The 26,481-nt window shown below is 64.7% G+C and carries 27 protein-coding genes; 17 read left to right on the top strand and 10 right to left on the bottom strand.

The window, feature by feature from the left end:
• Window positions 1-45 precede the first annotated feature (45 nt).
• From L0D18_RS03930 to L0D18_RS03915, 4 genes are all read left to right on the top strand, one after another.
• Window positions 46-3,036, top strand: a complete 2,991-nt coding sequence (locus L0D18_RS03930; RefSeq protein WP_243027493.1) for an adenosylcobalamin-dependent ribonucleoside-diphosphate reductase — start codon at window positions 46-48, stop codon at window positions 3,034-3,036.
• Window positions 3,037-3,235: 199 nt separating this feature from the next.
• Window positions 3,236-3,853, top strand: a complete 618-nt coding sequence (locus tag L0D18_RS03925) for a phosphoribosylanthranilate isomerase (protein ID WP_243027804.1) — start codon at window positions 3,236-3,238, stop codon at window positions 3,851-3,853.
• Window positions 3,854-3,860: 7 nt separating this feature from the next.
• A complete protein-coding gene (locus L0D18_RS03920) occupies window positions 3,861-4,652 on the top strand; it encodes an inositol monophosphatase family protein (RefSeq protein ID WP_243027491.1) in 792 nt (263 codons plus the stop codon).
• A 10-nt stretch (window positions 4,653-4,662) separates the two neighbouring features.
• Window positions 4,663-5,142: a flavin reductase family protein gene (locus tag L0D18_RS03915; protein WP_243027488.1), complete on the top strand. Its 480-nt coding sequence runs from the start codon at window positions 4,663-4,665 to the stop codon at window positions 5,140-5,142.
• On the opposite strand, the gene L0D18_RS03910 is transcribed toward L0D18_RS03915, so the two are convergent.
• Complete coding sequence (locus L0D18_RS03910) at window positions 5,139-5,516, bottom strand: M67 family metallopeptidase (RefSeq protein WP_423247893.1); 378 nt, start codon at window positions 5,514-5,516, stop codon at window positions 5,139-5,141. The genes L0D18_RS03915 and L0D18_RS03910 overlap by 4 nt on opposite strands.
• A 56-nt stretch (window positions 5,517-5,572) precedes the next feature.
• On the opposite strand from L0D18_RS03910, the gene L0D18_RS03905 reads away from it, so the two are divergent.
• From L0D18_RS03905 to L0D18_RS03880, 6 genes are read left to right on the top strand one after another with little or no spacing between them, the layout of a single operon-like run.
• Window positions 5,573-7,570: an elongation factor G gene (locus L0D18_RS03905; protein WP_243027485.1), complete on the top strand. Its 1,998-nt coding sequence runs from the start codon at window positions 5,573-5,575 to the stop codon at window positions 7,568-7,570.
• Between the two features lie 16 nt (window positions 7,571-7,586).
• The gene (locus tag L0D18_RS03900; protein WP_243027483.1) at window positions 7,587-8,489 is read left to right on the top strand and encodes an AAA family ATPase; all 903 of its coding nucleotides are present in this window, start codon (window positions 7,587-7,589) and stop codon (window positions 8,487-8,489) included.
• 12 nt (window positions 8,490-8,501) lie between these two features.
• Window positions 8,502-10,901 (top strand): phosphoenolpyruvate synthase, encoded by a 2,400-nt coding sequence (gene ppsA / locus L0D18_RS03895; RefSeq protein WP_243027482.1) that lies wholly within the window; start codon window positions 8,502-8,504, stop codon window positions 10,899-10,901.
• A 34-nt stretch (window positions 10,902-10,935) separates the two neighbouring features.
• On the top strand, window positions 10,936-11,553 hold the full coding sequence (trhA, locus tag L0D18_RS03890; RefSeq protein ID WP_243027481.1) for a PAQR family membrane homeostasis protein TrhA: 618 nt from the start codon (window positions 10,936-10,938) through the stop codon (window positions 11,551-11,553).
• A gap of 33 nt (window positions 11,554-11,586) precedes the next feature.
• Window positions 11,587-12,261: a response regulator transcription factor gene (locus L0D18_RS03885; RefSeq protein ID WP_243027480.1), complete on the top strand. Its 675-nt coding sequence runs from the start codon at window positions 11,587-11,589 to the stop codon at window positions 12,259-12,261.
• Window positions 12,262-12,308: 47 nt separating this feature from the next.
• The gene (locus tag L0D18_RS03880) at window positions 12,309-13,715 is read left to right on the top strand and encodes a sensor histidine kinase (RefSeq protein WP_243027479.1); all 1,407 of its coding nucleotides are present in this window, start codon (window positions 12,309-12,311) and stop codon (window positions 13,713-13,715) included.
• On the opposite strand, the gene L0D18_RS03875 is transcribed toward L0D18_RS03880, so the two are convergent.
• The 9 genes from L0D18_RS03875 to L0D18_RS03835 form a co-directional block, all read right to left on the bottom strand.
• Entirely contained in the window at window positions 13,669-14,040 is a 372-nt protein-coding gene (locus tag L0D18_RS03875; protein ID WP_243027478.1) for a DUF2089 domain-containing protein, read from the bottom strand. The genes L0D18_RS03880 and L0D18_RS03875 overlap by 47 nt on opposite strands.
• Complete coding sequence (locus L0D18_RS03870; protein WP_243027477.1) at window positions 14,034-14,291, bottom strand: hypothetical protein; 258 nt, start codon at window positions 14,289-14,291, stop codon at window positions 14,034-14,036. The genes L0D18_RS03875 and L0D18_RS03870 overlap by 7 nt, the downstream gene beginning before the upstream one ends.
• Window positions 14,288-14,659 carry an SHOCT-like domain-containing protein gene (locus tag L0D18_RS03865; protein ID WP_243027476.1) on the bottom strand — a complete coding sequence of 124 codons (372 nt, stop codon included), beginning with the start codon at window positions 14,657-14,659 and terminating at the stop codon, window positions 14,288-14,290. Before L0D18_RS03865 ends, L0D18_RS03870 begins: the two co-directional genes overlap by 4 nt.
• A gap of 122 nt (window positions 14,660-14,781) precedes the next feature.
• Window positions 14,782-14,949, bottom strand: a complete 168-nt coding sequence (locus L0D18_RS03860; protein WP_243027475.1) for a hypothetical protein — start codon at window positions 14,947-14,949, stop codon at window positions 14,782-14,784.
• Between the two features lie 94 nt (window positions 14,950-15,043).
• The gene (gene ccsA, locus L0D18_RS03855; protein ID WP_243027474.1) at window positions 15,044-15,796 is read right to left on the bottom strand and encodes a cytochrome c biogenesis protein CcsA; all 753 of its coding nucleotides are present in this window, start codon (window positions 15,794-15,796) and stop codon (window positions 15,044-15,046) included.
• Window positions 15,793-16,971 carry a glutamyl-tRNA reductase gene (gene hemA / locus L0D18_RS03850; protein WP_243027473.1) on the bottom strand — a complete coding sequence of 393 codons (1,179 nt, stop codon included), beginning with the start codon at window positions 16,969-16,971 and terminating at the stop codon, window positions 15,793-15,795. Before hemA ends, ccsA begins: the two co-directional genes overlap by 4 nt.
• Window positions 16,972-17,042: 71 nt before the next feature.
• The gene (locus L0D18_RS03845; protein WP_243027472.1) at window positions 17,043-17,717 is read right to left on the bottom strand and encodes a uroporphyrinogen-III synthase; all 675 of its coding nucleotides are present in this window, start codon (window positions 17,715-17,717) and stop codon (window positions 17,043-17,045) included.
• Window positions 17,689-18,054, bottom strand: a complete 366-nt coding sequence (locus tag L0D18_RS03840) for a carboxymuconolactone decarboxylase family protein (protein ID WP_243027470.1) — start codon at window positions 18,052-18,054, stop codon at window positions 17,689-17,691. The genes L0D18_RS03845 and L0D18_RS03840 overlap by 29 nt, the downstream gene beginning before the upstream one ends.
• Window positions 18,051-18,710, bottom strand: coding sequence for an HAD family hydrolase (locus tag L0D18_RS03835; protein ID WP_243027469.1), 660 nt, complete (start codon window positions 18,708-18,710; stop codon window positions 18,051-18,053). The genes L0D18_RS03840 and L0D18_RS03835 overlap by 4 nt, the downstream gene beginning before the upstream one ends.
• A gap of 66 nt (window positions 18,711-18,776) precedes the next feature.
• Between L0D18_RS03835 and purB the strand changes: the two genes are divergently transcribed.
• The 7 genes from purB to purF all read left to right on the top strand — a co-directional run bounded on the left by purB (window position 18,777) and on the right by purF (window position 26,475).
• Window positions 18,777-20,087, top strand: a complete 1,311-nt coding sequence (gene purB / locus L0D18_RS03830) for an adenylosuccinate lyase (RefSeq protein WP_243027468.1) — start codon at window positions 18,777-18,779, stop codon at window positions 20,085-20,087.
• Between the two features lie 484 nt (window positions 20,088-20,571).
• The gene (purC, locus tag L0D18_RS03825) at window positions 20,572-21,267 is read left to right on the top strand and encodes a phosphoribosylaminoimidazolesuccinocarboxamide synthase (protein WP_243027467.1); all 696 of its coding nucleotides are present in this window, start codon (window positions 20,572-20,574) and stop codon (window positions 21,265-21,267) included.
• 2 nt (window positions 21,268-21,269) lie between these two features.
• Window positions 21,270-21,524 (top strand): phosphoribosylformylglycinamidine synthase subunit PurS, encoded by a 255-nt coding sequence (purS, locus tag L0D18_RS03820; protein ID WP_243027466.1) that lies wholly within the window; start codon window positions 21,270-21,272, stop codon window positions 21,522-21,524.
• Window positions 21,521-22,204 carry a phosphoribosylformylglycinamidine synthase subunit PurQ gene (gene purQ, locus L0D18_RS03815; protein WP_243027465.1) on the top strand — a complete coding sequence of 228 codons (684 nt, stop codon included), beginning with the start codon at window positions 21,521-21,523 and terminating at the stop codon, window positions 22,202-22,204. The genes purS and purQ overlap by 4 nt, the downstream gene beginning before the upstream one ends.
• Window positions 22,201-22,914 carry an HAD family hydrolase gene (locus tag L0D18_RS03810; RefSeq protein ID WP_243027464.1) on the top strand — a complete coding sequence of 238 codons (714 nt, stop codon included), beginning with the start codon at window positions 22,201-22,203 and terminating at the stop codon, window positions 22,912-22,914. Before purQ ends, L0D18_RS03810 begins: the two co-directional genes overlap by 4 nt.
• Entirely contained in the window at window positions 22,914-25,091 is a 2,178-nt protein-coding gene (gene purL / locus L0D18_RS03805) for a phosphoribosylformylglycinamidine synthase subunit PurL (protein WP_243027463.1), read from the top strand. The genes L0D18_RS03810 and purL overlap by 1 nt, the downstream gene beginning before the upstream one ends.
• On the top strand, window positions 25,084-26,475 hold the full coding sequence (gene purF, locus L0D18_RS03800) for an amidophosphoribosyltransferase (RefSeq protein ID WP_243027462.1): 1,392 nt from the start codon (window positions 25,084-25,086) through the stop codon (window positions 26,473-26,475). The genes purL and purF overlap by 8 nt, the downstream gene beginning before the upstream one ends.
• Window positions 26,476-26,481 lie beyond the last annotated feature (6 nt).

Below are 26,481 nucleotides of genomic sequence, written 5' to 3'. Positions count from 1 at the left end.
CTTGGGGCCAGCGGTCTTGTCCACTCAAGTAGTCAGGGAGGATTTATGGAGCATTTGTTTGATGAGCACGCACAGGCCATCGCCAAACGCCAGTATCTGCAAGAAGGGGATGGGGACATCCTGGGCATGTTCCGCCGGGTGGCCCGGGAGATCGCCAAGCCCGAGAAGCCGGAAAACCGCACCTTCTGGGAGGAAAAGTTTTACCACCTCATGGCCTCCAAGCGCTTCTCCCCCGGGGGGCGCATCCTGGCGGGGGCCGGCACCGCCCACGGCAACCTGCTGAACTGCTTTGTGCAAGGGGCCACGGAGAACCCGCCGGAAAGCTTTGAAGGCATCATGGAGGTGGCCAAGAAACTGGCCCTGGTCACCAAGGTGGGTGGGGGCAACGGGGTCAACCTGGATCCCTACCGCTCCAAGGGGAACCGCAAGCGCCGGACAGTGCAAGGGATGGCCTACCTCTCCGCGAGCCATCCCGATGTGGCCGACTTCATCCGGGGCCTCATGCGCCCCCCCACCAACCCAGAAGGGGAAAAGGAGGAGATCGCCCTAAAGAACTTCAAAAGGGCCGTTTACGGGGAGGTTTCCCCCGAGCTTAGGTCCCTGGCGGAGCGCTACGGGGTAGACATCCTCAAGGAACCCCCGCAAGGTAGCCTTACGGCTGACCCGGAGGCCATCCGGGTGCCCGACGACATGGGGGGGATTATAGAGGCAGCCAAGGAGGCCACCGCCTTGGCCCTCAAAGGCCTGACGCCCCATGTGGACTTCTCCTCGTTGCGGCCCGAGGGAGCCCCCATCCGCGGTTCGGGAGGGACCAGTTCCGGCCCAGTCAGCTTCCTGGTGGAGATCTTTGATAACTTCCTGGAGTGGGCCGCCTTGGGTGGGGAGAATGCGGGCCCCGTGGCCACCTTGAGGTATGTATACGCCCCCGTGCTCCGGGTGGTAAGGCAGGGCGGCACCCGCCGTGGCGCGGGCATGGCCACCCTCTCCATTGAGCACCCTGACCTCCTGGACTTCCTCACCGCCAAAGACCTGGACCGGGAGAAGGCGGAAGGGGACATCTCCACCTTCAACATCTCCATCCTGGCCACGGAGGCCTTCATCCGGGCAGTAGAGGGGGATACCCTCTGGCCCGTAACCCCCATTGAGGTGCCGGGCAAGTACTACCCCTACCCCGTGGAGGGGAGCTACACGGGCCATATCCCCAGCCTGCCGGAACGGGGGGACGGGGCCAAGCCCATCCCCCTCTTCGGGGGCAAGGTCCCCGCCCGCTGGCTTTGGCACGAGATCGCCTGGCACGCCTGGGCCACGGGAGAGCCGGGGCTCATCTTCATTGACCGCATCAACGACCTCTCTGCCCTCAAGGGGCTTGGGCCTAAATATCAGATCCGTTCCACAAACCCGTGCGGGGAAATTCCACTCACGGTGGGGGAATCCTGCAACCTGGGAGCCCTGAACCTCTCCGCCTACGTGAAGGGCGGGGAGTTCCAGATGGAGGAATTCCGCCGTGACGTGCACACCGCCATCCGCTTCCTGGATAACGTCCTGGACATCAACCGCTACGCCCTCCCCGACAACGAAGAGGCCGCGAGGAAGCTCCGCCGGCTGGGCCTAGGGGTGATGGGCCTGGCGGACGCCCTCATCAAGATGGGCCTTCCTTACGCTTCAGAAGAGGCCAGGGAAAAGGCCTACGCCATCGCCTCCGCCATGCGGGAGGAGGCCCTTAAGGCCTCGGAAGAGCTAGCCAAGGAGAGGGGCCCCTTCCCCCTCTACGAGGAGCACAAGGAGTACTTCCAGGCCCTAGGGATAAGGCCCAGGCGGAACGTGGCCCTCCTCACCGTGGCCCCCACGGGCACCACCAGCATGCTCATGGGGGTAAGTAGCGGCATCGAGCCCGTCTTTAGCCCCTTCGTGTGGCGCAGGATTGGCGGGGAGTACAAGCCCCTCCTCCACCCCCTCTTCGTGGAGCTCATGGAGGCCTACCCGCCCCATCCCGAGTACGAGAAGGAGGGGAAGTGGGACTGGGAGAAGATCATCGCCGCCATCCAGGAGGACGGTCACGGCTCGGTGCAAGGGCTTCCCTTCGTCCCCGAACCCATCCGCCAGGTCTTCCAGTGCGCCCACGACATCCCGCCCCTGGACCACGTGCGCATGCAAGGGGCCATCCAAAGGGCCTTTGACGCCGAAGGGTATGCGGGCAACTCCCTCTCCAAGACGGTCAACCTGCCCAACCACGCCACCGTGGAAGAGGTGGAGGAAGCCTACCTGGAGGCCTACCGCACAGGATGCAAGGGCATCACCGTGTACCGGGATGGGTCTAGGGAGTTCCAGGTGCTCACGGTGAAGAAGGAGGCAAAAGAGGAGACAAAGGAAGAAAAGGGCGAGGAGAAGAAGACAGAAGAGAAGCTTCCTTTCACGGAAGTCGAGGCCACTCACGAAAAATCCGCTTTGGGGCCCCTAGAGCCCCAAATGAACCCCCCTGCGGGACCCATCTACGAGCGCCCGGGAAGGCTCATGGGCTTCACGGACATGGTCAAGCTCCTCTCCCCCGACGGGGGCAAGCGGAGCTTCCTGGTCACGGTGAACGTGCTGGAAGGGAAGCCCATCGAGGTCATCCTCACCTCCGGTAAGGCGGGAGACGAGGCCAACGCGGACTCGGAAGCCCTGGGAAGGGTGGTGTCCATCGCCCTCCAGTACGGGGTACCCCCGGAGGCCATCGTGCGCACCCTGAGGGGCATCAACGGCGGCCTATACGGCACCTACCAGGGCCGTCTGGTCTCCAGCAAAGCGGACCTCATCGCGGTGGCCTTGGAAACCATCCCAGACCTCTTCAAAAACCCCCAGGCCCCCTCCTTGGGGGAGGTTCATTTGGGGTTCGGGGACCCCAAAGAGGGGAGCCCCAAGGAGATGCCCGTCCTCTCAGGGGGTGGTCTGGCCCTGGCAGGGGCCACCACCTGCCCTTCTTGCGGGGAGAAGGCCCTGGTGCGGGAAGAAGGGTGCTACAAGTGCCAGGTCTGCGGGTACTCCAAGTGCGGTTGATACCACCCCACCCTGGCAGAAGCCCCGGAAAGGGCCTCCGATAGGCCTCCTCTCGGCGGGGCTTAGAGAACGGAAAAGGTGTAAGGCCTCTTAGCCCCACCGGTTTTTGCTGGTGGGGCTAAGCTTAGGGTATGGTCCGAACGCACGGTTTTCGCTTGGGAAGGCAAGGGCGTCCTGCCCGGAAAGGGGTCTTGCCTTGATCCGCATCAAGATCTGCGGCATCACCCGACGGGAGGACGCCCTATTGGCTGAGGCCTTAGGGGCCTATGCCCTAGGCTTTGTCTTCGCCCCCGCCTCCAAGAGGCGGCTTACCCCAGAGGCCGCCCGCAGCCTCTCTCAGGCCTTGGGGCCCTTGGTGGTGCGGGTGGGGGTTTTTCAAGATCAGGAGCCTGAGGAAGTGCTTTCCCTCATGGAAAGGGCAGGGCTCCAGGTGGTCCAGCTCCATGGTCAAGAGCCTCCAGAGTGGGCGGAGGCCATCGGCCAGCACTACCCCGTCATCAAAGCCTTTTCCCTCACCGGCCCCGCAGACCCCGCCTGGAAGGACTACCCCGCAAGCGCCCTTCTCCTAGACGGCAAGGCCCCGGGAAGCGGCCAGGCCTACCCCAGGGACTGGGCCCGGCCCCTTTTGCAAACCGGGAAGCGGGTAATCCTGGCCGGAGGCATCACCCCGGAAAACCTGGAGGAGGTTCTGGCGTTAAGACCCTACGCCCTGGACCTCGCCAGCGGGGTGGAACGGGCCCCCGGGGTAAAGGACGAGGAGAAGTTGCGGGCGCTTTTTGCCAAGGCCAGGCGCCTTGGCGGGTACGGCCCCGTATGATGGAGGGGTGATCGGCAGGAACCACCCCTACTACCCCTTTCTGGCCGCCATGCTGGAGGCCGCCCACCTGGCCAAGGGCATCCACGCCTACTACTTGGAAAAGGGCTTCACCCACGGCACCAAGTCCGGACCCACGGACCTGGTGACCCAGGCGGACCATGAGTCGGAGGAGGCCATTAAAGACCTTCTCCTCTCCCACTTCCCCGAGGCGGGCTTTTTGGGGGAGGAGGGGGGAAGCGAGGGAGGAAAGGCCCTCCGCTTCATCGTGGACCCTTTGGACGGCACGGTGAACTACGCCCATGGCTTCCCTTTCTATGGGGTTTCCATCGCCCTCGAGGTGGAGGGGGAAATCCAGGTGGGCGTGGTGCTGGACACCAGCCGGGACGAGGCCTTCTATGCGGTGCGGGGAGAAGGCGCTTTCCTAAACGGGAGGCCCATCCGGGTCACAAAGCGCAAGGAGCTTTTGGGAAGCCTCCTGGCCACCGGCTTTCCTTACGATGTGGCCAAGGACCCGGAAAACCTCACCTACTTCCACCGAGCCCTCTCCCAAGGGCTTCTGGTGCGCCGGCCTGGGGCGGCGGCTTTGGATTTGGTCTATGTGGCCGCTGGGAGGCTGGAAGGCTTCTGGGAGGTGAAGCTAAACCCTTGGGACGTGGCGGCGGGCTGGCTCATCGTGGAGGAGGCAGGGGGTAAGGTGACGGACCTAGAAGGCCGGCCCTACCGCCTGGGACACCGCTACATCGTGGCCACCAACGGCGAGATCCACGAGGTCCTGATCCAGACCCTCCTGGGCCGCTAAAATAGGGGGCATGGACCTCGAGGCCAAGAAGAAAGTCCTGCGCAGCTTCACCTATGGCCTTTACATCCTCACGGCCAAGGACGGGGAGGACTACGCCGCCGGCACCGTGAACTGGGTGACCCAGGCCTCCTTCACCCCACCCCTCATCGCCCTGGGGGTGAAGCGGGATAGCCGCCTGCACGAGCTTATTGCGCGCACGGGGAAGCTGGCCCTCATGACCCTGGCCCAAGACCAGAAAGCGATCGCCCAGGACTTCTTCAAGCCCACGGTGCGGGAGGGGAACTCCCTAAACGGCCATCCCTTTGAACCCTCCCCCACCTTTGGCCTTCCCCTCCTCACCGAGCTTCCCTACTGGCTCGAGGCCGAGGTGCGCCACCTCCTGGAGGGCGGGGACCACAGCCTGGTGGTGGCCGAGGTGGTGGAGGCTGGGGTGAGGGAAGAGGCCAAGCCCCTCATCATGTGGGACACGGGCTGGTTCTACGGGGGTTAAGGGAGGAGGCTTAGGGGCACCTCCCTACCCTCCGGAAGGAGGAAGGCCCTGACCCCATCGGTGCCGAAGATCACGTAGGGCACCCGCCAGCGGGCCTCGCGAATGTCGGTGGGGCTGGGAAGAGCGGGCCCTTTGGGGTGGGAGTGGTAGATGGCAAGAAGGCTAAGGCCCTCCCTTTCCAACTCCTTCAAGGCCCGAAGCAGGGCCAGGGGTTCCGCCAAATATCCCACCAAGGGCTCAGGGTGGACGTTGGGCAAGGGGATGACCCGTTCCACCTCCCGCCTGCCCGCCCAAAGCCCCACCCCCTCCCTGGGCACTTCCTTATCCAGGTGGGTGCGGGTTTCCTCCAGAAGCCTCCTGGACACGTAGAGCACTTGGGACAATCGCCCCCTCCTTAGGCCTATACTATGGGCACCAAGAAGGAGGGAAGATGATCCCAGGAACCTCTCCCATCCGAACCGTGGCCCTGGTGGGCCATGCGGGAAGCGGCAAGACCACCTTGACCGAGGCCCTGCTTTTCCGAACCGGGGCCAAGGAGCGCATGGGCCGGGTGGAGGACGGCACCACCACCACCGACTACACCCCCGAGGCCAAGCTCCACCGCACCACGGTGCGCACCGGGGTAGCCCCCCTACAGTACAAAGGCCACCGCATCTTCCTCCTGGACGCCCCCGGCTACGGGGATTTCGTGGGGGAGATACGGGGGGCCTTGGAGGCCGCGGATGCCGCCATGGTGTTGGTCTCCGCGGAAAACGGAGTCCAGGTAGGCACGGAAAGGGCCTGGACCGTGGCGGAGCGGCTGGGCCTAGCCCGCATGGTGGTGGTCACCAAGCTGGACAAGGGCGGGGATTACTACGCCCTTTTGGAAGATCTCCGGGCCACCTTAGGCCACATCCTGCCCATTGACCTGCCCCTCTTTGCCGGAGGGCGCTGGGTGGGTCTCATTGACGTGTTTCACGGCAAGGCCTACCGGTACCAAAACGGCCAGGAGGTGGAGGTGCCCGTGCCCGAGGAGGAACGGGAGCGGGTGGAGCGCTTCCGCCAGGAGGTCCTCGAGGCCATCGTGGAAACCGACGAGACCCTTTTGGAAAAGTACCTGGAAGGAGAGGAGGTGACGGGGGAGGCCCTGGAAAGGGCCTTCCACGAGGCGGTGCGCCAGGGCCTCCTCTACCCCGTGGCCCTGGCCTCGGGTACGGAAGGCATCGGGGTCCTACCCCTTTTGGACCTGGTCCTGGAAGGCCTTCCCTCCCCGGAGGAGCGCTTCGGCCAGGGCCCCGCCCTGGCCAAGGTCTTCAAGGTGCAGGTGGACCCCTTCATGGGCCAGGTGGCCTACGTGCGCCTCTACCGGGGAAGGCTGAAACCCGGGGACACCCTCTTAAGCGAGGCGGGTCCCGTGCGCCTTCCCCACCTCTATGTGCCCATGGGCAAAGACCTCTTGGAGGTGGAAGAGGCGGAAGGGGGGTTTATCCTGGGCCTTCCCAAGGCGGAAACCCTCCACCGGGGGATGGTGCTTTGGCAAGGGGAAAGGCCGGAAAGCGAGGCCGTGCCCTTCGCCCGTTTACCTGAGCCCAACGTGCCCGTGGCCATCCGGCCCAAGGGCAAAACCGACGAGGCCAAGCTGGGGGAGGCCCTGAGGAAGCTTTTGGAGGAGGACCCCAGCTTAAGGCTGGAGCGCCAGGAGGAGACGGGGGAGCTCCTCCTTTGGGGGCATGGGGAGCTCCACCTCACCACCGCCAAGGAGCGCCTGGCGGACTACGGGGTGGAGGTGGAGTTCTCCGTGCCCAAGGTACCCTACCGGGAGACCATCCGCAAGGTAGCCGAGGGGCAGGGCAAGTACAAGAAGCAGACCGGGGGTCACGGCCAATACGGGGACGTGTGGCTCAGGCTGGAACCCGCCCCCGAGTACAGCTTTGAGTGGCGGATCACAGGAGGGGTCATCCCCAGCAAGTACCAGGAGGCCATTGAGGAGGGGATCCTCGAGGCCGCCAAGAAGGGGGTTCTGGCGGGGTATCCGGTGATGGGCTTCAAGGCCATCGTCTATAACGGCTCCTACCACGAGGTGGACTCCTCGGACCTCGCCTTCCAGATCGCCGCCAGCATGGCCTTCAAGAAGGTAATGGAGCTGGCTAGCCCCGCCCTTTTGGAACCCATCTACCAGATCCGGGTAATCGCCCCCCAGGAGCGGGTGGGGGACATCCTCTCCGACCTTCAGGCAAGGCGGGGACGCATCCTGGGCATGGAGCAGGATGGCGCTTTGGCGGCGGTGCGGGCCGAGGTGCCCCTGGCCGAGGTGCTGGAGTACTACAAGGCCCTCCCAAGCCTCACCGGGGGAGCGGGAGCCTACACCCTGGAGTTCAGCCACTACGCGGAGGTGCCCCCTCACCTGGCGCAGAAGGTCATCCAGGAGCGCAAGGCCACAGAGGAATGAGGGAGGGGACGGGGCGATGGAAGGGCTCCCGGCCATCTCCAGGCTAAAGGAGGCGCTTGATGGGGTCCTCTTCGGCCAGGAGGGGGTGATTGAGGCCCTCTTGGCCACGGTCCTGGCCCGGGGGCACGCCCTCATGGAGGGGGTACCAGGCCTGGGGAAAACCCTTTTGGCGGAAGGCTTCGCCCGGGCCAGCGGCCTCAGCTACAAGCGCATCCAGTTCACCCCCGACCTCCTCCCCCAGGACCTCACGGGAAGCGAGGTCTTCCGCGAGGGACGGTTTGAGTTCATCAAGGGACCCCTCTTCGCCCAAGTGGTCCTGGCGGACGAGATCAACCGGGCCCCACCCAAAGTGCAGTCGGCCCTTCTGGAAGCCATGCAGGAGCGGGCGGTAACCATAGGAGGGGTACGCTACTCCCTCCCTGAGCCCTTCTTCGTGGTGGCCACGCAAAACCCCCTGGAGCTTGAGGGCACCTACCCCCTCCCGGAGGCCCAGCTGGACCGCTTCACCGCCCGAATCCCCTTCCGCCCCCCTAGGCGGGAGGTGTGGCTTAGGATTCTGACGGAAGAACCCCATCTCCCCGAACCCCTGCCCGTGGACTTCCTAAAGGCACAAAAGGAGGCCCAGGCGGTGCGGGTGGCCAGGGAGGCCCTGGAGGCCATCACCCACGTGGCCTTCCTGAGCGGGGAGGATGGCCGGCTGCGCATGGGCCTCTCCCCCCGGGGGGCCAAGGCCTGGCTGGCTTTAGCCCGGGCTTTAGCCTACCTGAGGGGAAAACCCCTGGTGGACTGGAAGGAGCTTAAGGACGCCGCCTTTTTGGCCCTTCCCCACCGGCTTTTCCTAACGGAGGAGGCCCTTTACGAGGGGGAGAGGCCTGAGGAGATCCTGAAGCAGCTTCTCAAGAAGGGGGGTATTCCCTAGAAGGGAGGAGATATGCGCTGGATACGGTTTTTCCATGAGGTAGGCCTCGAGGACGTCCCCCTGGTGGGCGGCAAGAACGCCTCCTTGGGGGAGATGATCCGGGAGCTTTCCCCCTTGGGGGTGAAGGTGCCCGGAGGGTTTGCCACCACCAGCGAGGCCTACTGGTACTTCCTCAAGGCCAATGGCCTTGAGGAGGCCATCCGCCAGGAACTAAAGAACCTAGACCCCGACGACCCCCTGGCCTTGCAAAGGGCCAGCCGCCGCCTGAGGAACCTGATCCTAAAGGGGGTGTACCCCCGGGACCTGGAGGAAGAGATCCGCCAGGCCTACCGGAAGCTTTCCCAAGAAGCCGGGGAAGAAGCCCTTCCCGTGGCCGTGCGCAGTAGCGCCACCGCCGAGGACCTCCCCACCGCCAGCTTCGCCGGGCAACAGGAAAGCTACCTCTACGTGCAAGGAGAAGAAGACCTCCTTCTCCACGTGAAGCGGGCCATGGCCAGCCTCTTCACCGCCCGGGCCATCAGCTACCGGGCCCACATGGGCTTTGACCACCTGAAGGTGGCCCTTTCCGTGGGGGTGCAGCGCATGGTCCGGGCGGATAGCGGAGCCAGCGGGGTGATCTTCACCCTGGACCCGGACACCGGCCACCAGGGCTTCGTCTACATCACCGCCATCTACGGCCTTGGGGAGAACATCGTCCAGGGGCGGGTGGGGCCCGACGCCTACTACGTGCACAAGGAAACCCTGAAGGCGGGCTACCGGGCTCTGGTGCACAAAAAGCTGGGCCCCAAGGAGCTCACCCTGGCCCTTGACCCCAGGGAAGGACGCCTCAGAAACCGCCCCACTCCCCCCTACCTTCGCAAGCAGTTCGCCCTCTCCGACACCGAGGCCCTCCTCCTGGCCGAGTGGTCCCTCAAGATTGAAGAGCATTACAGCAAAAAGCGGGGAGCGCCCACCCCCATGGACATTGAGTGGGCCAAGGACGGGCCCACGGGGGAGCTTTTCATCCTGCAAGCCCGCCCCGAAACCGTCCACTCGCAAAAGGCCCCGGTGCTCCGCATCTACCGCCTTTTGCAAAGGGGGGAGGTCCTGGCCGAGGGCCTGGCGGTGGGTGAAGCCATCGCCACGGGAAGGGCCCGAGTCCTCAAAGACCCCAAGGAAATGGACCGTTTCCAGGAAGGGGAGGTCCTGGTCACGGAAACCACCAACCCCGACTGGGAGCCCATCATGAAGCGGGCCTCGGCCATCGTCACCGAGCGGGGCGGGCGCACCTCCCACGCGGCCATCGTGGCCCGGGAGCTGGGGGTGCCCGCGGTGGTGGGCGCCCTGGGAGCCACCCGGCTCATCCCCGAAGGGGAGGTGGTCACCGTCTCCTGCGCCGAGGGGGAGGTGGGGCGCATCTACCGGGGGGCCTTTCCCTTTGAGGTGGAGGAGGTCCGGCCCGAAACCCTGCCCCAAACCCGCACCCGGATCATGGTGAATGTGGGCACCCCGGAGGAGGCCCTCAGGGTAAGCCTCCTACCCACGGATGGGGTGGGGCTTTTGCGCATGGAGTTCGTCTTCGCCAGCCACGTGCGCATCCACCCCTTGGCCTTAACCCGCTTTGAAACCCTGCCCAAGGAGGTCCAGCGCCAGGTGGAGGAGCTCACGGAGGCCTACCCCGACAAGCGGGCCTACTTCGTGGACACCCTGGCCCAGGGGATCGGCCTCATCGCCGCCGCCTTCTACCCCAGGCCCGTAATCCTCCGCTTCTCCGACTTCAAGACCAACGAGTACGCCCGCCTCGTAGGGGGGCACCTCTTTGAGCCCAAGGAGGAAAACCCCATGCTGGGCTGGCGGGGGGCCAGCCGCTACTACCATCCCGATTACAAGGAGGGCTTTCTCCTCGAGGTGCAGGCGGTGAGGAAGGTGCGGGAGGAGATGGGCCTGAAAAACCTCATGGTCATGGTGCCCTTCTGCCGCACCCCGGAGGAGGGGGCCAGGGTCTTGGAGGTGATGGCGGAAGGAGGCTTGAAGCGGGGAGAGGGGGGCCTCGAGGTCTATGTGATGGCGGAGATTCCCTCCAACATCCTGGAAGCCGAGGCCTTCGCGGAGCTTTTTGATGGGTTTTCCATCGGCTCCAACGACCTCACCCAGCTGGCCCTGGGCCTGGACCGGGACTCGGAAAGGGTGGCCTGGCTTTTTGACGAGCGGAGGGAAACCGTCAAACTCCTTTCGGCCATGCTGATAGAAAAGGCCCACGCCAAGGGGAAAAAGGTGGGCATTTGCGGCCAAGCCCCCTCCGACTATCCCGAGTTCGCCGCCTTCTTGGTGGAAAGGGGGATAGACTCCCTAAGCCTTAACCCCGACGCCCTTCTACGCACGGTGAAGAGGGTGGCGGAAATAGAAAAAGCCCTTCTGGAAGACTCCCATTAGGCGTTAGCGGCCTGGGAATCCGGTATGCTGAGGCATGGTGCGCGAGCCCTTTAATACCTTAAGCCATGCCCTCGGGGTGCCTTTGGCCCTTCTGGGAAGCGCTCTCCTTCTCCTCCTTGCCCCACAGAAATCCTGGCCGGCCCTCCTGCTCTTTGGGCTCACCATGACCTTCATGTTTGGGGCCAGCACCCTTTACCACGCCCTTCGGGTGGGGGATAAGGCCCTGGCCTGGCTCAGGCGACTGGACCATGCGGCCATCTTCCTCTTCATCGCCGGAAGCTACACACCCTTCCTGGTGGAAGGCCTTCAAGAGAGCTGGAAGCCCTTTGCCTTGGGCCTGGTCTGGGGCTTAGCCCTTCTGGGGGTGGGCTTCCGCCTTTTCTTCCTCAAGGCACCGCGTTGGCTCTACACCCTGGCCTACCTGGCCTTGGGATGGCTTTCCGTCCTCTTCCTGCCCAAGCTCCAACTGCCCCTTTCCACCTTCAGCCTCATGGCCGTCTCCGGGGTCCTCTACACCCTGGGGGCTTGGGTATATGGGAAAAAACGACCCAACCCATGGCCGGAAAAGGTGGGTTTTCATGGGCTTTGGCATCTATTGGTTCTCCTGGGAAGCCTCTTCATGTACTTGGCGGTTTTAAGTTTATACACCTAGCTTTCTCATGAGAAAGTGAGTATCCTAAAGGGTATGGAACCCCCTCTAATCCTCATCGTGGAGGACGAAAAGGATATCGCCCGCTTCATAGAACTGGAACTCCAAGCCGAAGGCTACCGCACCGAGGTGGCCTACGATGGCATTACGGGCCTTTCCCGCTTCCGGGAGGTGAACCCCAACCTGGTGATCCTGGACCTGATGCTTCCCGTCATGGACGGGATTGAGGTGGCCAAGCGCATCCGCAAGACCTCCAACGTACCCATCCTGATCCTCACCGCCAAGGACCGTGTGGAGGACAAGGTGGAAGGCCTGGATGCTGGGGCCGACGACTACCTGGTGAAGCCCTTTTCCATTGAGGAGCTTCTCGCCCGGGTGCGGGCCCACCTGCGCCGGGTGAGCCCGGCCATCACCGGGGAGATCCGGGTGGCCGACCTCATCATCAACCTGGAAGGAAGGGAGGTTTTCCGCAGCGGAAGGCGCATTGAGCTTTCCAACAAAGAGTTTGAGCTCCTGGAACTCCTGGCCAGAAATCCGGGCAAGGTCTTCAGCCGCTACGAGATAGAGGAGAAGGTCTGGCCTGGTTACCAAGGTGGGAGCAACGTGGTGGACGTCTACATCGGCTACCTGCGCAAGAAGCTGGAAGCCGCAGGAGAACGCCGCCTCATCCACACGGTGCGGGGTGTGGGTTACGTGCTCCGGGAAGACTGATGCGCGCCTTTCGCACCCTTTCGCCGGGGTAGCCAGGGCGGGGTAGCATGACCCTGCGCTCCCGGATCACCCTCCTCACCGCGGGGCTTCTCTTGGTGGCCCTCCTGGTTTTAGGGCTTGCCCTGGAAGGGCTTTTAAGGAACTTCCTCTACCGCTCCCTCCGCCAAGAGCTCCAGGAGGCCAGCAACCAAGTGGTGCGCCTTTTGAACCTGGGGGGGCAGGCCCTATTGGAGGCTGGGCTCCCCGCCAACCTCTATGCGGAGCTGGTCCTCATCCCTGAGGAAAACCCAGCCCTCCTGGCCCAGGAAGGAGGGATCAGCCTCCAGAAAAGCCCCGCCTTGGGAGGGCAGCGCCTGCTTCTTAAGGAAGCCGACTACCGCGCCCTTCTGGAGCAGGGCGAGACTTGGGCTTACGCCGAGCTTCCCCGGGACGGACCCCCCTTAAGGCTTCTGGTGTACGCCCGGCGAGTGGAGGTGAACCTTGCGGGCGCGGTGTGGAAGGGGGCCCTTTTGGTGGGGAGGCCCGTGGAAGGCCTTGAAAGCACCCTCTCCCAGTTCACACGTATCTATGCGGGGACAGCCATCTTGGTCCTCCTTCTCTCCCTCCTCCTGGCCAGGAACCTGGTGGCCCGGGCCCTGGAGCCTTTGGAGTGGGTGGCCAAGCGGGCCGAGGCCATCACCACCCGCCCCGAGCCCTTGCCGGAACCTGAAGGGCGGGATGAGGTGGCCACCCTGGTGCGGACCCTGAACGGGATGCTCTCCCGGATGCAGGAGGCCTTTGTGGCCCAGACCCGCTTCCTGCAGGACGCCTCCCACGAGCTCAGGACCCCCATCACCGCCATCCTGGGCCACGTGGGCTACCTTTTAAGGCGCACCCCCCTAAACGACGCCCAAAGGGAAAGCCTCGAGGTGGTGAAGCGGGAAGCGGAGCGCATGGGGAAGCTGGTTTCCGACCTTCTGGAGCTCTCCCAAAGCGGCACCTGGCGCATGGAACCTGCCCCGGTGCGGGTGCTGGACCTCTTGGAGGAGGTAAAGGAAGAGTTTACCAAAAGCTTTGAGGGGGCCATAGAGGTGGAAACCTCCCCGGAGCTTTGGGTGCAAGGCGACCCCGACCGGCTCCACCAGGTCCTGGCCAACCTGCTTTCCAACGCCATCAAGGCCAGGGCCCGGCACATCTGGCTTAGGGCCTTTGACCTGGGGGAAAAGGTGGTGGTCCGGGTGGAGGACGATGGGGAGGGCATCCCTAAGGAGCACCTTCCCCACCTTTTTGAGCGCTTCTACCGGGTGGACAAGGCCCGGGACCGGGAGCGGGGGGGGTCGGGGTTGGGGCTGGCCATCGTGAAGGCCATCCTCGAGGCCCACGGGGGGGAGATCTGGGTGGAAAGCGAGGTGGGCAAAGGCACGGCCTTCAGCTTCTCCCTTCCCTCAGCCGCACCACCGCCTCCTCCACGCTGATCTCCCCCCGGCGCAAGGCCTCCAAAACCTCAAGCCTATCCTCCCCCGCTTCCTCGGCCTCATACCCCAAGACCTTTAGAAGGGCATCCAACCGAGCGCGCACCGTGGGGTAGGAAACCCCCAGGATCCTTTCCACCTCCTTCAGGTTCCCCCGGGTCTTCACGAAAAGCCGAAGGAAATCCAGGTGCTCCTTGGGCAAGAGGGCGAACTCATTGGGCTGGAAGCGGCCGTGCACCTCGGTGCCGCAGGAAGGGCAGTAAAGGACTCTTGCCGCCAAAGGCGCCTCGCAGGCTGGGCAGCGCACGGGCATGGGCTTCATCACCATAGGCCTAGCCTCACCTCCGTCTCCCCCGCCTGGACCCATACCAGGAGCATGGGAGGAAGCCAGCGCAGGGCGAACAAGGCCTTAAAGGGCACCGGACTGGAAAGCCTCCGGGTTTTCCTGATCAAAGCGACCAGCATCAGGCTCCACTCCAGGGCAAAAAGAGGCAGCACAAGGACCAGGGGCAGGGGAAAAGACCCCCGCACCCAAAGGTAGAGGAACCTGGGGCGCAAGGCCACCCGTTCCCGCCTCACACCACCTCAACCAGCACCTGTACAGGCTTGCCCTCCTCCTCCGCCTCAATCTCCACCAACTTCCCCTCAGGCACCCCCTCCCGCACCAAGGCCAAGAGGTCCTTCAGGTTTACCCCCCGGCCTTCCAGGGTAAGCTTGGCCTCTTCGGGAAGGAACTTCTCCAAAAGCTCCGCCAAGGCTAAAGGCAGGTTTACATGGACCCGCACGGGTTTACCCTTGTCCTCGGCCTGGATCCTCACCCTGAGGAGCTTGGCCGCAACCTGGGCTTTGGCCCTGGGTTCTTCAAGGGCCTCGAGGAGGGCCAAGGCCTCCTCCACCCCAATCTCCCCCGAGCGCACCATCTCTAGAATCCGCCGCTTCTCTTCCATTCTAAACCTCCAGTTGCCGCTGGTCCTTATTCACCCAAGCCCCAAGCCTGGCCGTACCTGGACCAGAGCCCAGCCTTGGCCGGAAGGGGCAGGAGTCCGACACCAACGGCTTTTCCCTTTTCCTATCCTCCATAGGAAACCTCCGGGGGCTCTGCCGCAAGCCCCGGGGCCAGCCGCTGGCCCCAGCCGAGGAGGAGCCGGCCCAGCTTTAGACGCCAGGGGAAGCGAAGAGGCTTAAGAAGCCTTTCCCGCTCCGCCTCCTGGAGGAGTTCCTCATGCCGCCTCCCCATCGCTTCCGGGTCCCACCACGGGCACCACATCCCTGCCTCCTTATCAGGGATTATAAACCTGAGTTTTACATTTTGTCAAGTATGAGTTAACACATTAGAAACCTAGCCCCGAGGGATGGCGGGAGCCCAGGAAGGGGGCGCCTATAAAGGCAAAGAGCAAAAGGGCATAGGCCGAAAGGAGGAGGGCCATGCGCACATAGCCCCGGAGCCTTTCCTCCAGCAAAAAGTACAGGGTAAGGCCAAACCAACCCAACAGCACAGAGATCTCCTTGGGATCCAAGGCCAAGGGACTGCCGAAATAACCCCAGGCCCAGGCCATGCCGCTGGTCAAGCCCAAGGTGGTGGCCAGATACCCCACCCGCAAGTACCCCTGCTCCAGCCGCTTCAGGCTCCAAAGGGGAGGGGAGAGCAAGGCCTTTTCCGGCACCGACCGCAAACGCAGGTCCTGCAAAGCGCACATCACCCCCGCCCCAACCCCCACCGCCAGGGCCAGGTAGGCTACCAGGAAAGCCCCGGCATGCACCAAGGTAAGAAGGGGAGGCAGACTCCCACCCGGATGGGGCAAGGCCTTGAGGGCAAAGAGGCCCAAAAGCATGGCCAGGAGGACCAGATAGCGGCGCAAAGGGGTTAGCCGGGGTCTAAGGAGGAGGCTTTCCCCACGTAAGGCCAAAAGCCCCCCCAGGACCAGGGCGGGCTGGGCTGGCCCGGAGAAAAACCCCTTGGCCAGGGCATCGGCCAAAGCAGCTCCCAGGTAAAGGAAGGCCCCCAGGGAAAGCCCTCGAGGCCAGAACAAACCCACGGCCAAGAGGAGGACCCCCACCAAGGCCAAAAGGGAAGCACCGGTCATAGCCGTGGGGGACGGAAGGCCAGGAGGGGACACTCCCTGGGGCATGGAGGGCCCTGCAGGAACTCCTGGGTCCGCGCCTTCACCGCCAGGATCCAAGGGTGGGCCCTGCGCCCCGCCTCCTTGTGCCAGGTGAGGGGATCCGCCCCGGGAAGTTCCCGCACCACCTCCCTATAAACCAGGCCCTCCAGGGCCCGGATAGCTTCCCGTACCCGGTGGCCGGCGTACCACTCCAGGTACTCCCCCAAGGCCTTCTCAATGAGGGCCTCCACCTTGGGCACCTCTCCTTGGCGGGCCTTTAGGTTCTTCTCCACCACCCGCTTCAGGTCGTCCAGGTTGTAGAGGTAGGCCTGGGAAAGGCGCCCCACCCGCGGATCGATGTTCCGGGGTAGGGCGATGTCAATGAGGAAAAGGGGCTTGGACCTCCTGGGGAGGTCATCCGGGTGCACCAGGTAATGGGGAGCAGCCGCCGAGGCCACCACCAGATCCGCCTGGCGCAGGACCTGGGGCAGGGCCTCCAGGCCAAAGGCCTGGCCACCAAACCGCTCCGCCAAAGCCTTGGCCCTTTCCACCGTGCGGTTCACCACCAAGACCCTCCCCACCCCTTGGGCCTTCAGGTGGGTGAGGAAGAGCTCCGCCATCTCCCCCGCGCCCAAAACCGCCACGGTCAAGCCGGTAAGGTCCCCATAGACCGCCAAGGCCAGGTCCAAGGCGGCATAGGCCACGCTCACCGCCCCGGCCCCAATGGCGGTCTCGCTCCGGGCCCTTTTGCCCAGGGCGATGGCCGACTGGAAGGCCTTCTCCAAGAAGCTTTCCGTGGCCCCATATTTGCGGGCCAGGAACAGGGCCTCCCGCACCTGGCCTAGGATCTGGGCCTCCCCCATCACCAGGGAATCCAAGCCTGCTGCCACCCGGAAGAGGTGCCGCAGGGCCTCCATCCCTTCCTTCTGATAGAGGTGCTGGGGTTCCACGCCCCGGGAGAAAAGAAGGGCCTTGGCCTCCTGGGTGCTACCCACTCCGTAGATCTCCGTGCGGTTACAGGTGGAAAGCACCACCGCCTTGCCCAGGGTGGCAAGGGCCGCAGGCAAGGCCACCACGGGGTCCAAGGCCGCCCGCTCCCGCACCTCCAGGGGAGCGGTCTTGTGGGAAAGGCCCACCAGGTAAAGGGGCAGGGCCATAGGCTTCCGTCAGTATACGCCACCCAGGTAGGGACAAAAACCCTCCCTAGGAATAACCCTTAACCGAAGCCCTATGGGAGCGCCCGCAGGATGGCCTGGAAGAGCCCCTCGAGGCCCGGTTCCTCCGCCTCCCATACGGGAAAGCCAAGCCTTATGGCCTCCTCAGCCGTGCTGGGACCGATGCAGGCCGCCTTGGGCCGCTTCTCCGTCCAACGGGCGTAAGCCCGGACGCCGCTTGGGCTAAAGAAGGCCACCACCTGGGCCCCCTGCAAAAGGGCCCTCTCCTTTGGGGAAAGCTCCCGTTCCCGGGTGGCGTAAACCTCCAGCCTTTCCACCTCCACCCCCCGGGCCCTCAGGCCCTCCTCGAGGTCCTCTCCCGCCAGGTCCCCGGCCACAAAAAGCACCCTTTCCGCCTGGGGGAAGCCCAGGGCCAGGTCCCGGGCCGTGGCCCTGGGGGAGATGTAGGCCGGGACAAGCTCACCTTGCCGCAAGACCTCCCCTGTTCCCTCTCCCACTGCCGCCACCTTTAAGGGAGGTTTTCCCACCCTTTCCCAAGCCCAAAGAAGCCTTCTGGCCCCCTCCTTGGAAGTAACGGCCACCCAGTCCGCCCCAAGAAGCCTCCCCGGAAGTTCCATAAGACCCGGCAGGTCCACCTGTTCCAAAAGGGCCACCTCCGCCGCCTCCACCCCCAAGGCGCGGAGCCTTTCCAAAAGCGCCTTATCCTTCCCCCGGGTGAGCAAAACCACGGCCCTTCAGCACCTTATGGAAAAGCTTCATGGCCGCTAGGGCCTGGGGGAACCCCAGGAAAATGGCGGCCTGCAGGATGGCCTCCCGCACCTCCTCCTCCTTGGCCCCCACCCGCAAGGCCCCCTCCAGATGGGTGGCCAGCTCCTTGGGGCTACCCAAGGCGATGAGGGCGGTGATGGCGAGAAGCTCCCGGGTCTTGAGGTCCAACCCCGGCCGGGCCAGGACCTCCTCATAGGCAAAGTCGCGGATATAGCGGAAAAGGTCCTCGTCCACCTCCTTAAGAGCCCTTTCAATGGCCTCCTGTTTCTTCCCCCAGATGGCCCGCCGCACGCTCATGGCAGGTAGTCTAGCACCCTTTCCAGCCTAGGGAGGGCCTGGGGGTTCTCCCCCAAGGGATCAAAGAGAAGGGGCCGGATCCCAGCCCCCTTGGCCCCGGCCACATCCGCCTCCGAATCCCCCACGTGCAGGGCTTCCTCCGGCCTAACCCCCAGGGCCGAAAGGGCTTCCTGGAAGAGCCTGGGATCGGGCTTGGCCACCCCGGAGAGGGCGCTTACGGAAAGGTGCTGAAAGTAGGGCCTTAGGCCCACCACCTCCAGGATTTCTGGCAAGGTGGCATCCCAGTTGGAGACCACCGCCAGGGCATAACCCCGCTCCCGTAGCGCTTGCAATGTTTCCTTAGCCCCCGGGGTTAGGGGCCAAAAACGGGGATCTTTCCAGTTTTCCACCAGCTCCCGGCTCAGGGCCTCCGCGTGCTCCTCGAGGCCCATCCCTGTAAAGAGCCTGCGGTGGAACTCCCGCCAAAGCCCCAAGGCGGTCTCCAGGTCCCGGGCCTCAAGATGGCGTTCCTCGTAAAAGCGAAAAGCCGCCAAGGCCGCCCCCTTGGGGTCCTTCCTGGGCTTTAGCCCCCTTTCTTCCAGGAAGGGCAGGAGCCAAAAGCGGGGGCTTGCCAGGATCAGGGTGTTGCCCACGTCAAAGAGAATCGCCCGGACCATGGTCCCAGTCTATACCCGAGGGCCCCACCAGTCCGCCCCCGCTTGCCGTTTTTGTACCCTAAGGGCATGGTCCCCCGTTACCAGACCCCCGAGATGGCCGAGCTTTGGTCGGAGGAAAACCGCTACCGCATGTGGGCCCTGGTGGAGGCCTATGCCCTCGAGGCCTGGGAGGCCCTGGGCCAGGTGCCCAAGGGCCTTGCCCAAAGGCTTTTGCACCGCCTGGAGGAGCGTCCTCTGGACGCCCGCTTCGCCCAGAGGGTGGCGGAGCTGGAGGCGGTGACCCGCCACGACCTGGTGGCCTTCACCCGGGCCCTGGTGGAGTGGACCGGGGACGAGGAGGTGGGGCGCTACCTGCACCTGGGCCTTACCAGCTCGGACATCGTGGACACGGCGCAAAACGCCCTTCTGGTGAAGGCCTTGGACCTGGTCCTTGAGGAGCTAGCCGGGGTGCAGGAGGAGCTCAAGCGGCTAGCCCTCCAGTACAAGCACACCCCGGCCATCGCCCGCACCCATGGGGTCCATGCCGAGCCCACCAGCTTCGGCCTCCGCTTCCTCAGCTTCTATGCCGCCTTCCAACGGGATGAGAGGCGGCTTAGGGAGGCCCAGAAGGCCATAGGGGTGGCCATGCTTTCGGGCTCGGTGGGCAACTACGCCCACGTGCCCCCGGAGGTGGAGGCCCATGTGGCCCGGCGGCTTGGCCTCATCCCCGAACCCCTCTCCACCCAGGTGGTGCCCCGGGACCGGCACGCCGAAGCCATGGCCGCCTTGGCCATCCTGGGGGCGAACCTGGAGCGGGTAGCGGTGGAGCTAAGGCACCTGCAGCGCACGGAGGTCCTCGAGGCCCAAGAGCCCTTCCGGGAAGGCCAGACGGGAAGCTCCAGCATGCCCCACAAGAAAAACCCCGTGGGCCTGGAAAACCTGACCGGGATGGCCAGGCTCCTGAGGGGGTATCTGGGCCCGGCCCTGGAAAACATCGCCCTGTGGCACGAGCGGGACATCTCCCACTCCTCGGTGGAGCGGGTGATCCTCCCCGACGCCACCACCGCCGGCCATTACGCCCTAAGGCGGCTTCGGGGAATCCTGAAGGGCCTGGTGGTCTTTGAGGAAAACCTGAAAAGGAACCTGGACCTCACCCGGGGCCTGGTCTACTCCCAGCAGGTGCTAAACGCCCTCATCGCGGAGGGCCTCCCTCGGGACAAGGCCTACGCCATCGTGCAGCGCAACGCCTTAAGGAGCTGGGAGGAGGGCCAAAGCTTCGCCGAGCTTTTGGAAAAGGACCCGGACAATCCCCTCGAGGGGGAAAGGCTAAGGGCCCTTTTTGACCCGGCCCCCTTCCTCAAGCACGTGGACGCCATCTACGCCCGCTTTGGGCTCTAACGGGAGCGCCTCGGTGGAGGCGGGAAGCAGGCCTCCGGGGATCCCGGGGAAAGCCCTGCCCCAAGGGGGTAGGCGGAGGGCAAGTCCGGGAAGCCCCGGGTCCAGAGGGACAGCCTTCCTTTTCCTCCTCCGACAAGGCTTCCCAGCGCCCTCCTTCAACCCAAGAGGTGTCAGGGGACAGGATGGCCCCGCTGGACAGCTGGAAGCCAGCGAAGGCCTTAAAGACCACCCCCCTCCCCGTTCCAGCGGATAACCAGCGGGAGGCCCCGCTGGCCGCTTTGCCCTTCCGAGGAACCCACCCCAAGCCTCCCCTCCGGCAACCCCCTCAAACGGACAGCCGGGATTCCGCTCCGAAAGGAGTCAAAGCTTCCTCTCCCCTACAGGACGCAAAAGGTCCAGGGGTGGGGCCAGGCCTTTCCGATTCTGGTATCCCTTGGGCTTAAAATGAAGGCCAGACGGGACGGAGGTCCCAAACTGGAGGCACATGGAAAAGCTATACGAGGGGAAGGCAAAAATCCTCTACCCCGAAGGGCCAGACACCCTTCGGGTCTACTTCAAGGACGAGGCCACGGCCTTTAACGCCCAAAAGCGGGGGATCATACCGGGAAAAGGGGTGGTGAACAACAAGGTTTCGGCGGCCCTTTTCCGCTACCTGGAGGCCCATGGGGTAAAGACCCACTTCCTGGAGGAACTTTCCGACCGGGAGATGCGGGTCTTAAGGGTGGAGATCCTTCCCTTAGAGGTCATCCTCCGCTTCCGGGCAGCGGGGAGCTTCGCCAAGCGCTATGGGGTAAGGGAAGGCACCCCCTTGAAGGCCCCCCTGGTGGAGTTCTCCTTAAAGAGCGACCCCTTGGGCGACCCCTTGATCTGCCCCGAGGCCATCCTGGCCCTGGGCCTGGCCACGGAGGAGGAGCTCTCCCAAATAAGGGCCACCACCCTCCAGGTGGGAGCGCTCCTACGGGAGTTCTTCGCCCAAAGGGGCCTAGAGCTCATTGACTTCAAGCTGGAGTTTGGCAAAAGGGATGGGGAGATCCTTCTGGCCGACGAGATCTCCCCCGACACCATGCGCCTATGGGACCAGAAGACAGGGGAGCCCATGGACAAGGACCGCTTCCGCAAGGACCTGGGCGGTGTAGAGGAGGCCTACCAGGAGGTCCTTAGGCGGGTTCTAGAGGTGTAGCCATGCCCAGGTACCAGGCTACTTTGCTCATTGAGCTGAAAGACGGCATCCTGGACCCGCAGGGCCGGGCGGTGGAAGGGGTCTTGAAGGACCTAGGCCATCCGGTGGAGTCGGTGCGGGTGGGGAAGGTCCTCGAGGTCATCTTCCCCGCGGAAACCCTCCTGGAGGCGGAGGAAAGGGCTAAGGCCATGGGAAGACTCCTCGCCAACCCGGTGATGGAGGTCTTCACCCTGGAGGCGCTAAAGGAACTCCCATGAGGTGGGCCATCGTCCGCTTTCCCGGCTCCAACTGCGACGAGGACGCCCGCTTCGCCTTGGAGAAGGCGGGCATAAAGGCGGAATACGTCTGGCACACGGAAAGAAGCCTTAAGGGCTTTGACGGGGTCTTCCTGCCGGGAGGCTTCAGCTACGGGGACTACCTGAGGGCCGGGGCCCTGGCGGCCAAGAGCCCAGTAATGGAGGAGGTTAAGCGCTTTGCCCGGGAGGGCCGCTGGGTGCTCGGGGTCTGCAACGGCTTCCAGGTGCTCACCGAGGCCGGGATCCTCCCCGGGGCCCTCCTGGCCAACCTGAACCTGCACTTCACCTGCAAGGAGGTGGGGGTGCGGGTGGAGCGCACGGACCTCCCCTTTACCCGCCTCTACCAGAAGGGGCAGGTGCTTAGGCTTCCCATCGCCCACGCCGAGGGCCGCTACTACGCCGACGAGGAAACCCTAGCCCGACTGGAAGGGGAAGGCTTGGTGGTCTTCCGGTACGCCCCCTTGGCAGGGGAAAAGGACTATAACCCCAACGGAAGCCTCCACGACATCGCCGGCATCGTGAACGAAAGGGGCAACGTCCTGGGGATGATGCCCCACCCCGAGCGGGCGGTGGATGAGGTTTTGGGCGGTACGGATGGGCTCCCCTTGTTCTTAGGTCTTTTAGAGGAGGTAACGGCATGAAACCCAAGGCCATCACCTTTGACTTCTGGGGCACCCTCTTCACCGAGGGAAAGGCGTTTTTGGAAAAGGTCATGCCCGCCCGGTATGAGATCCTTCTGGACGCTCTTTCCGAGGCTGGGCATCCGGCGGAGGAGCACGAGGTGCGGGAGGCCTACCGGCAGGCGGCCATCGCCTTTGAGGAGGCGTGGAAGGCCGGGGAGCACATGTCCGTATACGACCGGGTGGCCCGCATCTTCGCCCTCCTTGGGGCCCCCCACGACCCCGGGCTCATCGCCATAACTGCCAGAAAACTGGAGGAAAGCTCCCTTTTGGTGGACCTGGAGCCCCTTCCGGGACTAGAGGTCTTGAAGGAACTGGCCCGCAGGTACCCCCTGGCCTTGGTTTCCGACACCGGCCTCACCCCGGGCCGCCTTATCCGGGAGCACCTAAGGCGGCAGGGGCTGGACGTCTTCCAGGCCTACAGCTTCTCCGACGAAACCGGGTACGTAAAGCCCCGGCCTGAAGCTTTTAAGGTGGCCCTCGAGGCCCTGGGGGTGGCCCCGGAAGAGGCCCTGCACGTGGGGGATCTGCCCCAGACGGACATCAAAGGGGCCTTCGCCACCGGCTACCCCTGGGCGGTCCAGTACGTGGGCTTAAGGGAGGTGAATGGGGAGGTCAAGCCCACCGCCAAGGTGAAAAGCCACCGGGAGCTCCTTCCCCTTCTCCAGTGATGGAGACCCTGGCCCAGGAAATCGGCATCCCGGAAAGCGAGTACCGGGAAATGGTGAAGCGGCTTGGGCGGGAGCCCAACCAGGTGGAGCTCTTCCTCTTCAAGGTGATGTGGAGCGAGCACTGCGCCTACAAGAACTCCCGGCCCCTCCTGAAGCAGCTTCCCAAGGAGGGGGAGGCGGTTCTCCAAGGCCCCGGGGAAAACGCGGGCGTGGTGCGCATCGGCGAAGGTTGGGCGGTGGCCTTCAAGATAGAAAGCCATAACCACCCCTCGGCGGTGGAGCCCTTCCAAGGAGCTGCCACCGGGGTGGGGGGGATCATCCGGGACATCCTGAGCATGGGAGCCCGGCCCATCGCCCTTTTGGACTCCTTGCGCTTTGGTCCCCCGGAGGATCCCCGTAGCCGCTACCTCCTCAAAGGGGTGGTTTCCGGCATCGCCCACTATGGCAACGCCATCGGGGTGCCCACGGTGGGCGGGGACCTCTACTTCCACGAGGGCTACCGGGAAAACCCCCTGGTGAACGCCATGTGCCTGGGGCTTCTCCGGGAGGAGCACCTTAGGCGGAGCCAGGCCTCCCTGGGCCGGCCCATTTACTATGCGGGGGCCAAGACGGGAAGGGACGGGATCGGGGGGGCCGCCTTCGCCAGCCGGGAGCTGGCCGAGGACAAGGAGGAGGACCGGCCGGCGGTCCAGGTGGGGGACCCCTTTTTGGGGAAGCTTCTCATGGAGGCCACCCTCGAGGCCATAGAGAAGGACCTGGTGGAAGGCGTCCAGGACATGGGGGCCGCAGGGCTCACCAGCAGCCTCTCGGAGCTGGCCCACAAGTCGGACCTGGGGGTGGAGCTGGACCTGGACCGCGTCCCCACCCGGGAAAGGGATATGGGGCCCATAGAACTCCTCCTCTCCGAAAGCCAGGAGCGCATGGTCCTGGTGCCCAAGGAGGGCAAGGAAAAGGAGTTGGAGGAAGTCTTCCGGAAGTGGGGCCTGGACTGCGTGCCCGTGGCCCGGACCATCCCGGAAAGGGTCTTCCGCGTCCTCTACCGGGGCGAGGTGGTGGCCGAGGTCCCCACCGAGGCCATGGCCGAGGCCCCCACCTACGTGCGCATAGGAAGGGAGGACCCGGAGATCCAAAGGCTCCGGGAAACGCCCCTTCCCCCCCTGACCGCCGATCCCCAGGAGGTCCTCCCCCGGCTCCTCGCCTCCCCCAACCTGGCGAGCCGGGAGGCGGTCTACGAGCGCTACGACCACCAGGTGGGAACCCGCACCGCCCTGGTACCGGGCAAGGGGGATGCGGCGGTCCTGTGGATTAAGGGCACCCACCTGGCCGTGGCCGCCAAGGTGGACCAGAACCCCCGCTATAGCCGCCTCCATCCCCGGCTTGGGGCCATGCACGCCCTGGCCGAGGCCTGCCGCAACGTGAGCGTGGTGGGGGCAAGGCCTTTGGCCTACACCGATGGCCTCAACCTGGGAAGCCCGGAAACCCCAGAAGGGTACCACGAGCTTCAGGAAACCATCGCCGGCCTCCGAGAGGCCAGCGAGGCCCTGGGGGTGCCGGTGGTTTCCGGGAACGTCTCCCTCTACAACGAGAGCGGGGGCCGGCGCATCCCCCCCACGGCCATGGTGGGGGTGGTGGGGGTCTTGGACGTGAGGAGGCGGGCGGAGATGGGCTTCCGCCGCCCCGGAGAGGTGATCGTCCTCCTGGGGGAGGAAGGGGGAGAGTTTGGGGGAAGCGAGGTCTTGTACCTGCTTGCGGGCCTCGAGGCCGGCCACCCACCCCAGTTGGACCTGGAACAGGAAAGGCGCACCCAGGAGGCCATCCGGGAGCTCATCGCCCTGGGCCTCACCCGTACCGCCCACGACCTTGCGGAAGGGGGGTTTTTGGTGGCCCTGGCAGAGATGACCTTCCCCTATGGCCTGGGGGCCACGGTGGAGGTGCGCACCCCCGGCCTAAAGGCCCTCTTTGGAGAAGCCCCAAGCCGCATCCTCTTCACCGTGGCCAAGGAACACCTGAAGGAGGCCACCTTCCGCCTGGAGGAGCTGGGCCTCCCCTATCGGGTGCTGGGGGAAACCGGGGGGCAGACCCTCACGGTCCTCACCCCGGAAGGGGTGCTAGAGTGGAGGGTGCAGGACCTGGTGGAGGCCTGGAAGAAGCCCCTCAGGGAGGTCTTGGATGGATAAGCCACGGGAGGAATGCGGGGTCCTGGGAATCTATAGCCAAGAGCCCCTGGACATGGCCGGGCTTTTGCACCTGGGCCTCCTCGCCCTCCAGCACCGGGGGCAGGAGGCGGCGGGCATAGCCGTATCGGACGGGAGGGAGTTCTTGGTGGAAAAGGATTTGGGCCTGGTGAACCAGGTCTTCACCGAGGAAAGGCTTTCCCGCCTGAGGCTTCCTGAGGCCCGATTGGGCCTGGCCCACACCCGCTACTCCACCACCGGCTCCAACCTGCGCTTTAACGCCCAACCCCTCACCGCCCGCACCGCCCACGGGGTTTTGGCCATCGCCCATAACGGCAACTTCACCAACGCCAAGCCCCTTCGTGACCGGCTCCTTAAGGAAGGGGCCACCTTCCAAAGCACCTCGGATACCGAGGTGATGCTCCTCCTCCTGGCCCGCCTGGGCCACCTTCCCCTCCCCCAAGCGGCCGCCGAGGCCATGAAGGCCCTGGAAGGGGGGTATGCCATCCTCCTCATGGACCGTAAAACCGTGGTGGCCCTGAGAGACCCCCATGGGGTCCGGCCCCTGGCCATAGGAAAACTTCCCCACGGCTATGCCTTCGCCTCCGAGCCCCCGGCCCTGGAGCTCCTGGGAGCCCAGCATATCCGGGACGTGCGCCCCGGGGAGGTGGTCTGGGTGGAGGAGGGGGAGTTAAAAAGCCACCAGGCCCTTCCTCCGAGCCCCGCCCCTTGCGCCTTTGAGTGGATCTACTTCGCAAGGCCCGACAGCCTGCTGGATGGGGTGGAAGCCTACGAGGCCCGGGTGCGCATGGGCATGGAGCTTTTCCGGGAGGCCCCGGCGGAGGCGGACATGGTGGTACCCGTCCCCGATTCCGGCATCGGAGCCGCGGTGGGCTACGCCCGCTCAAGCGGCCTTCCCCTGGAGTACGGCCTCTACAAGAACCCCTATGCGGGCCGTACCTTCATCCAGCCCACCCAGGAGCTTAGGGACCTGAAAACCCGCCTAAAGCTATCCCCCACCTCGGCGGTGAAGGGTAAGCGGGTGGTGCTCATTGACGATTCCATCGTGCGGGGCACCACCAGCCGCCACATCGTGGCCATGCTGAAGGAGGCCGGAGCCGTGGAGGTCCACTTCCGGGTCTCCAGCCCCCCCATCCGCTTCCCCTGCTACTACGGCATTGACACCGCCGCCCGCAAGGAGCTCATCGCCGCCCAAAAGAGCGTGGAGGAGATCCGGGCCTACATCGGGGCCGATAGCCTGGCCTTCCTTTCCGAGGAGGGGGTGAAGAGGGCCATAGGAGGCCCCGTATGCCTGGCCTGCTTCAACGGCCGCTACCCAGCCGGGGTGCCCCTGGAAGGGGAAAAACTGGCCCTGGAAACCCTCTAGCCAAAG

The sequence above is a fragment of the Thermus albus genome, assembly GCF_022760855.1.
GTDB lineage: Bacteria > Deinococcota > Deinococci > Deinococcales > Thermaceae > Thermus > Thermus albus.
The sequence above is the reverse complement of the archived record's forward strand: the minus strand, read 5'-3'. Positions and strand labels throughout refer to the sequence as shown.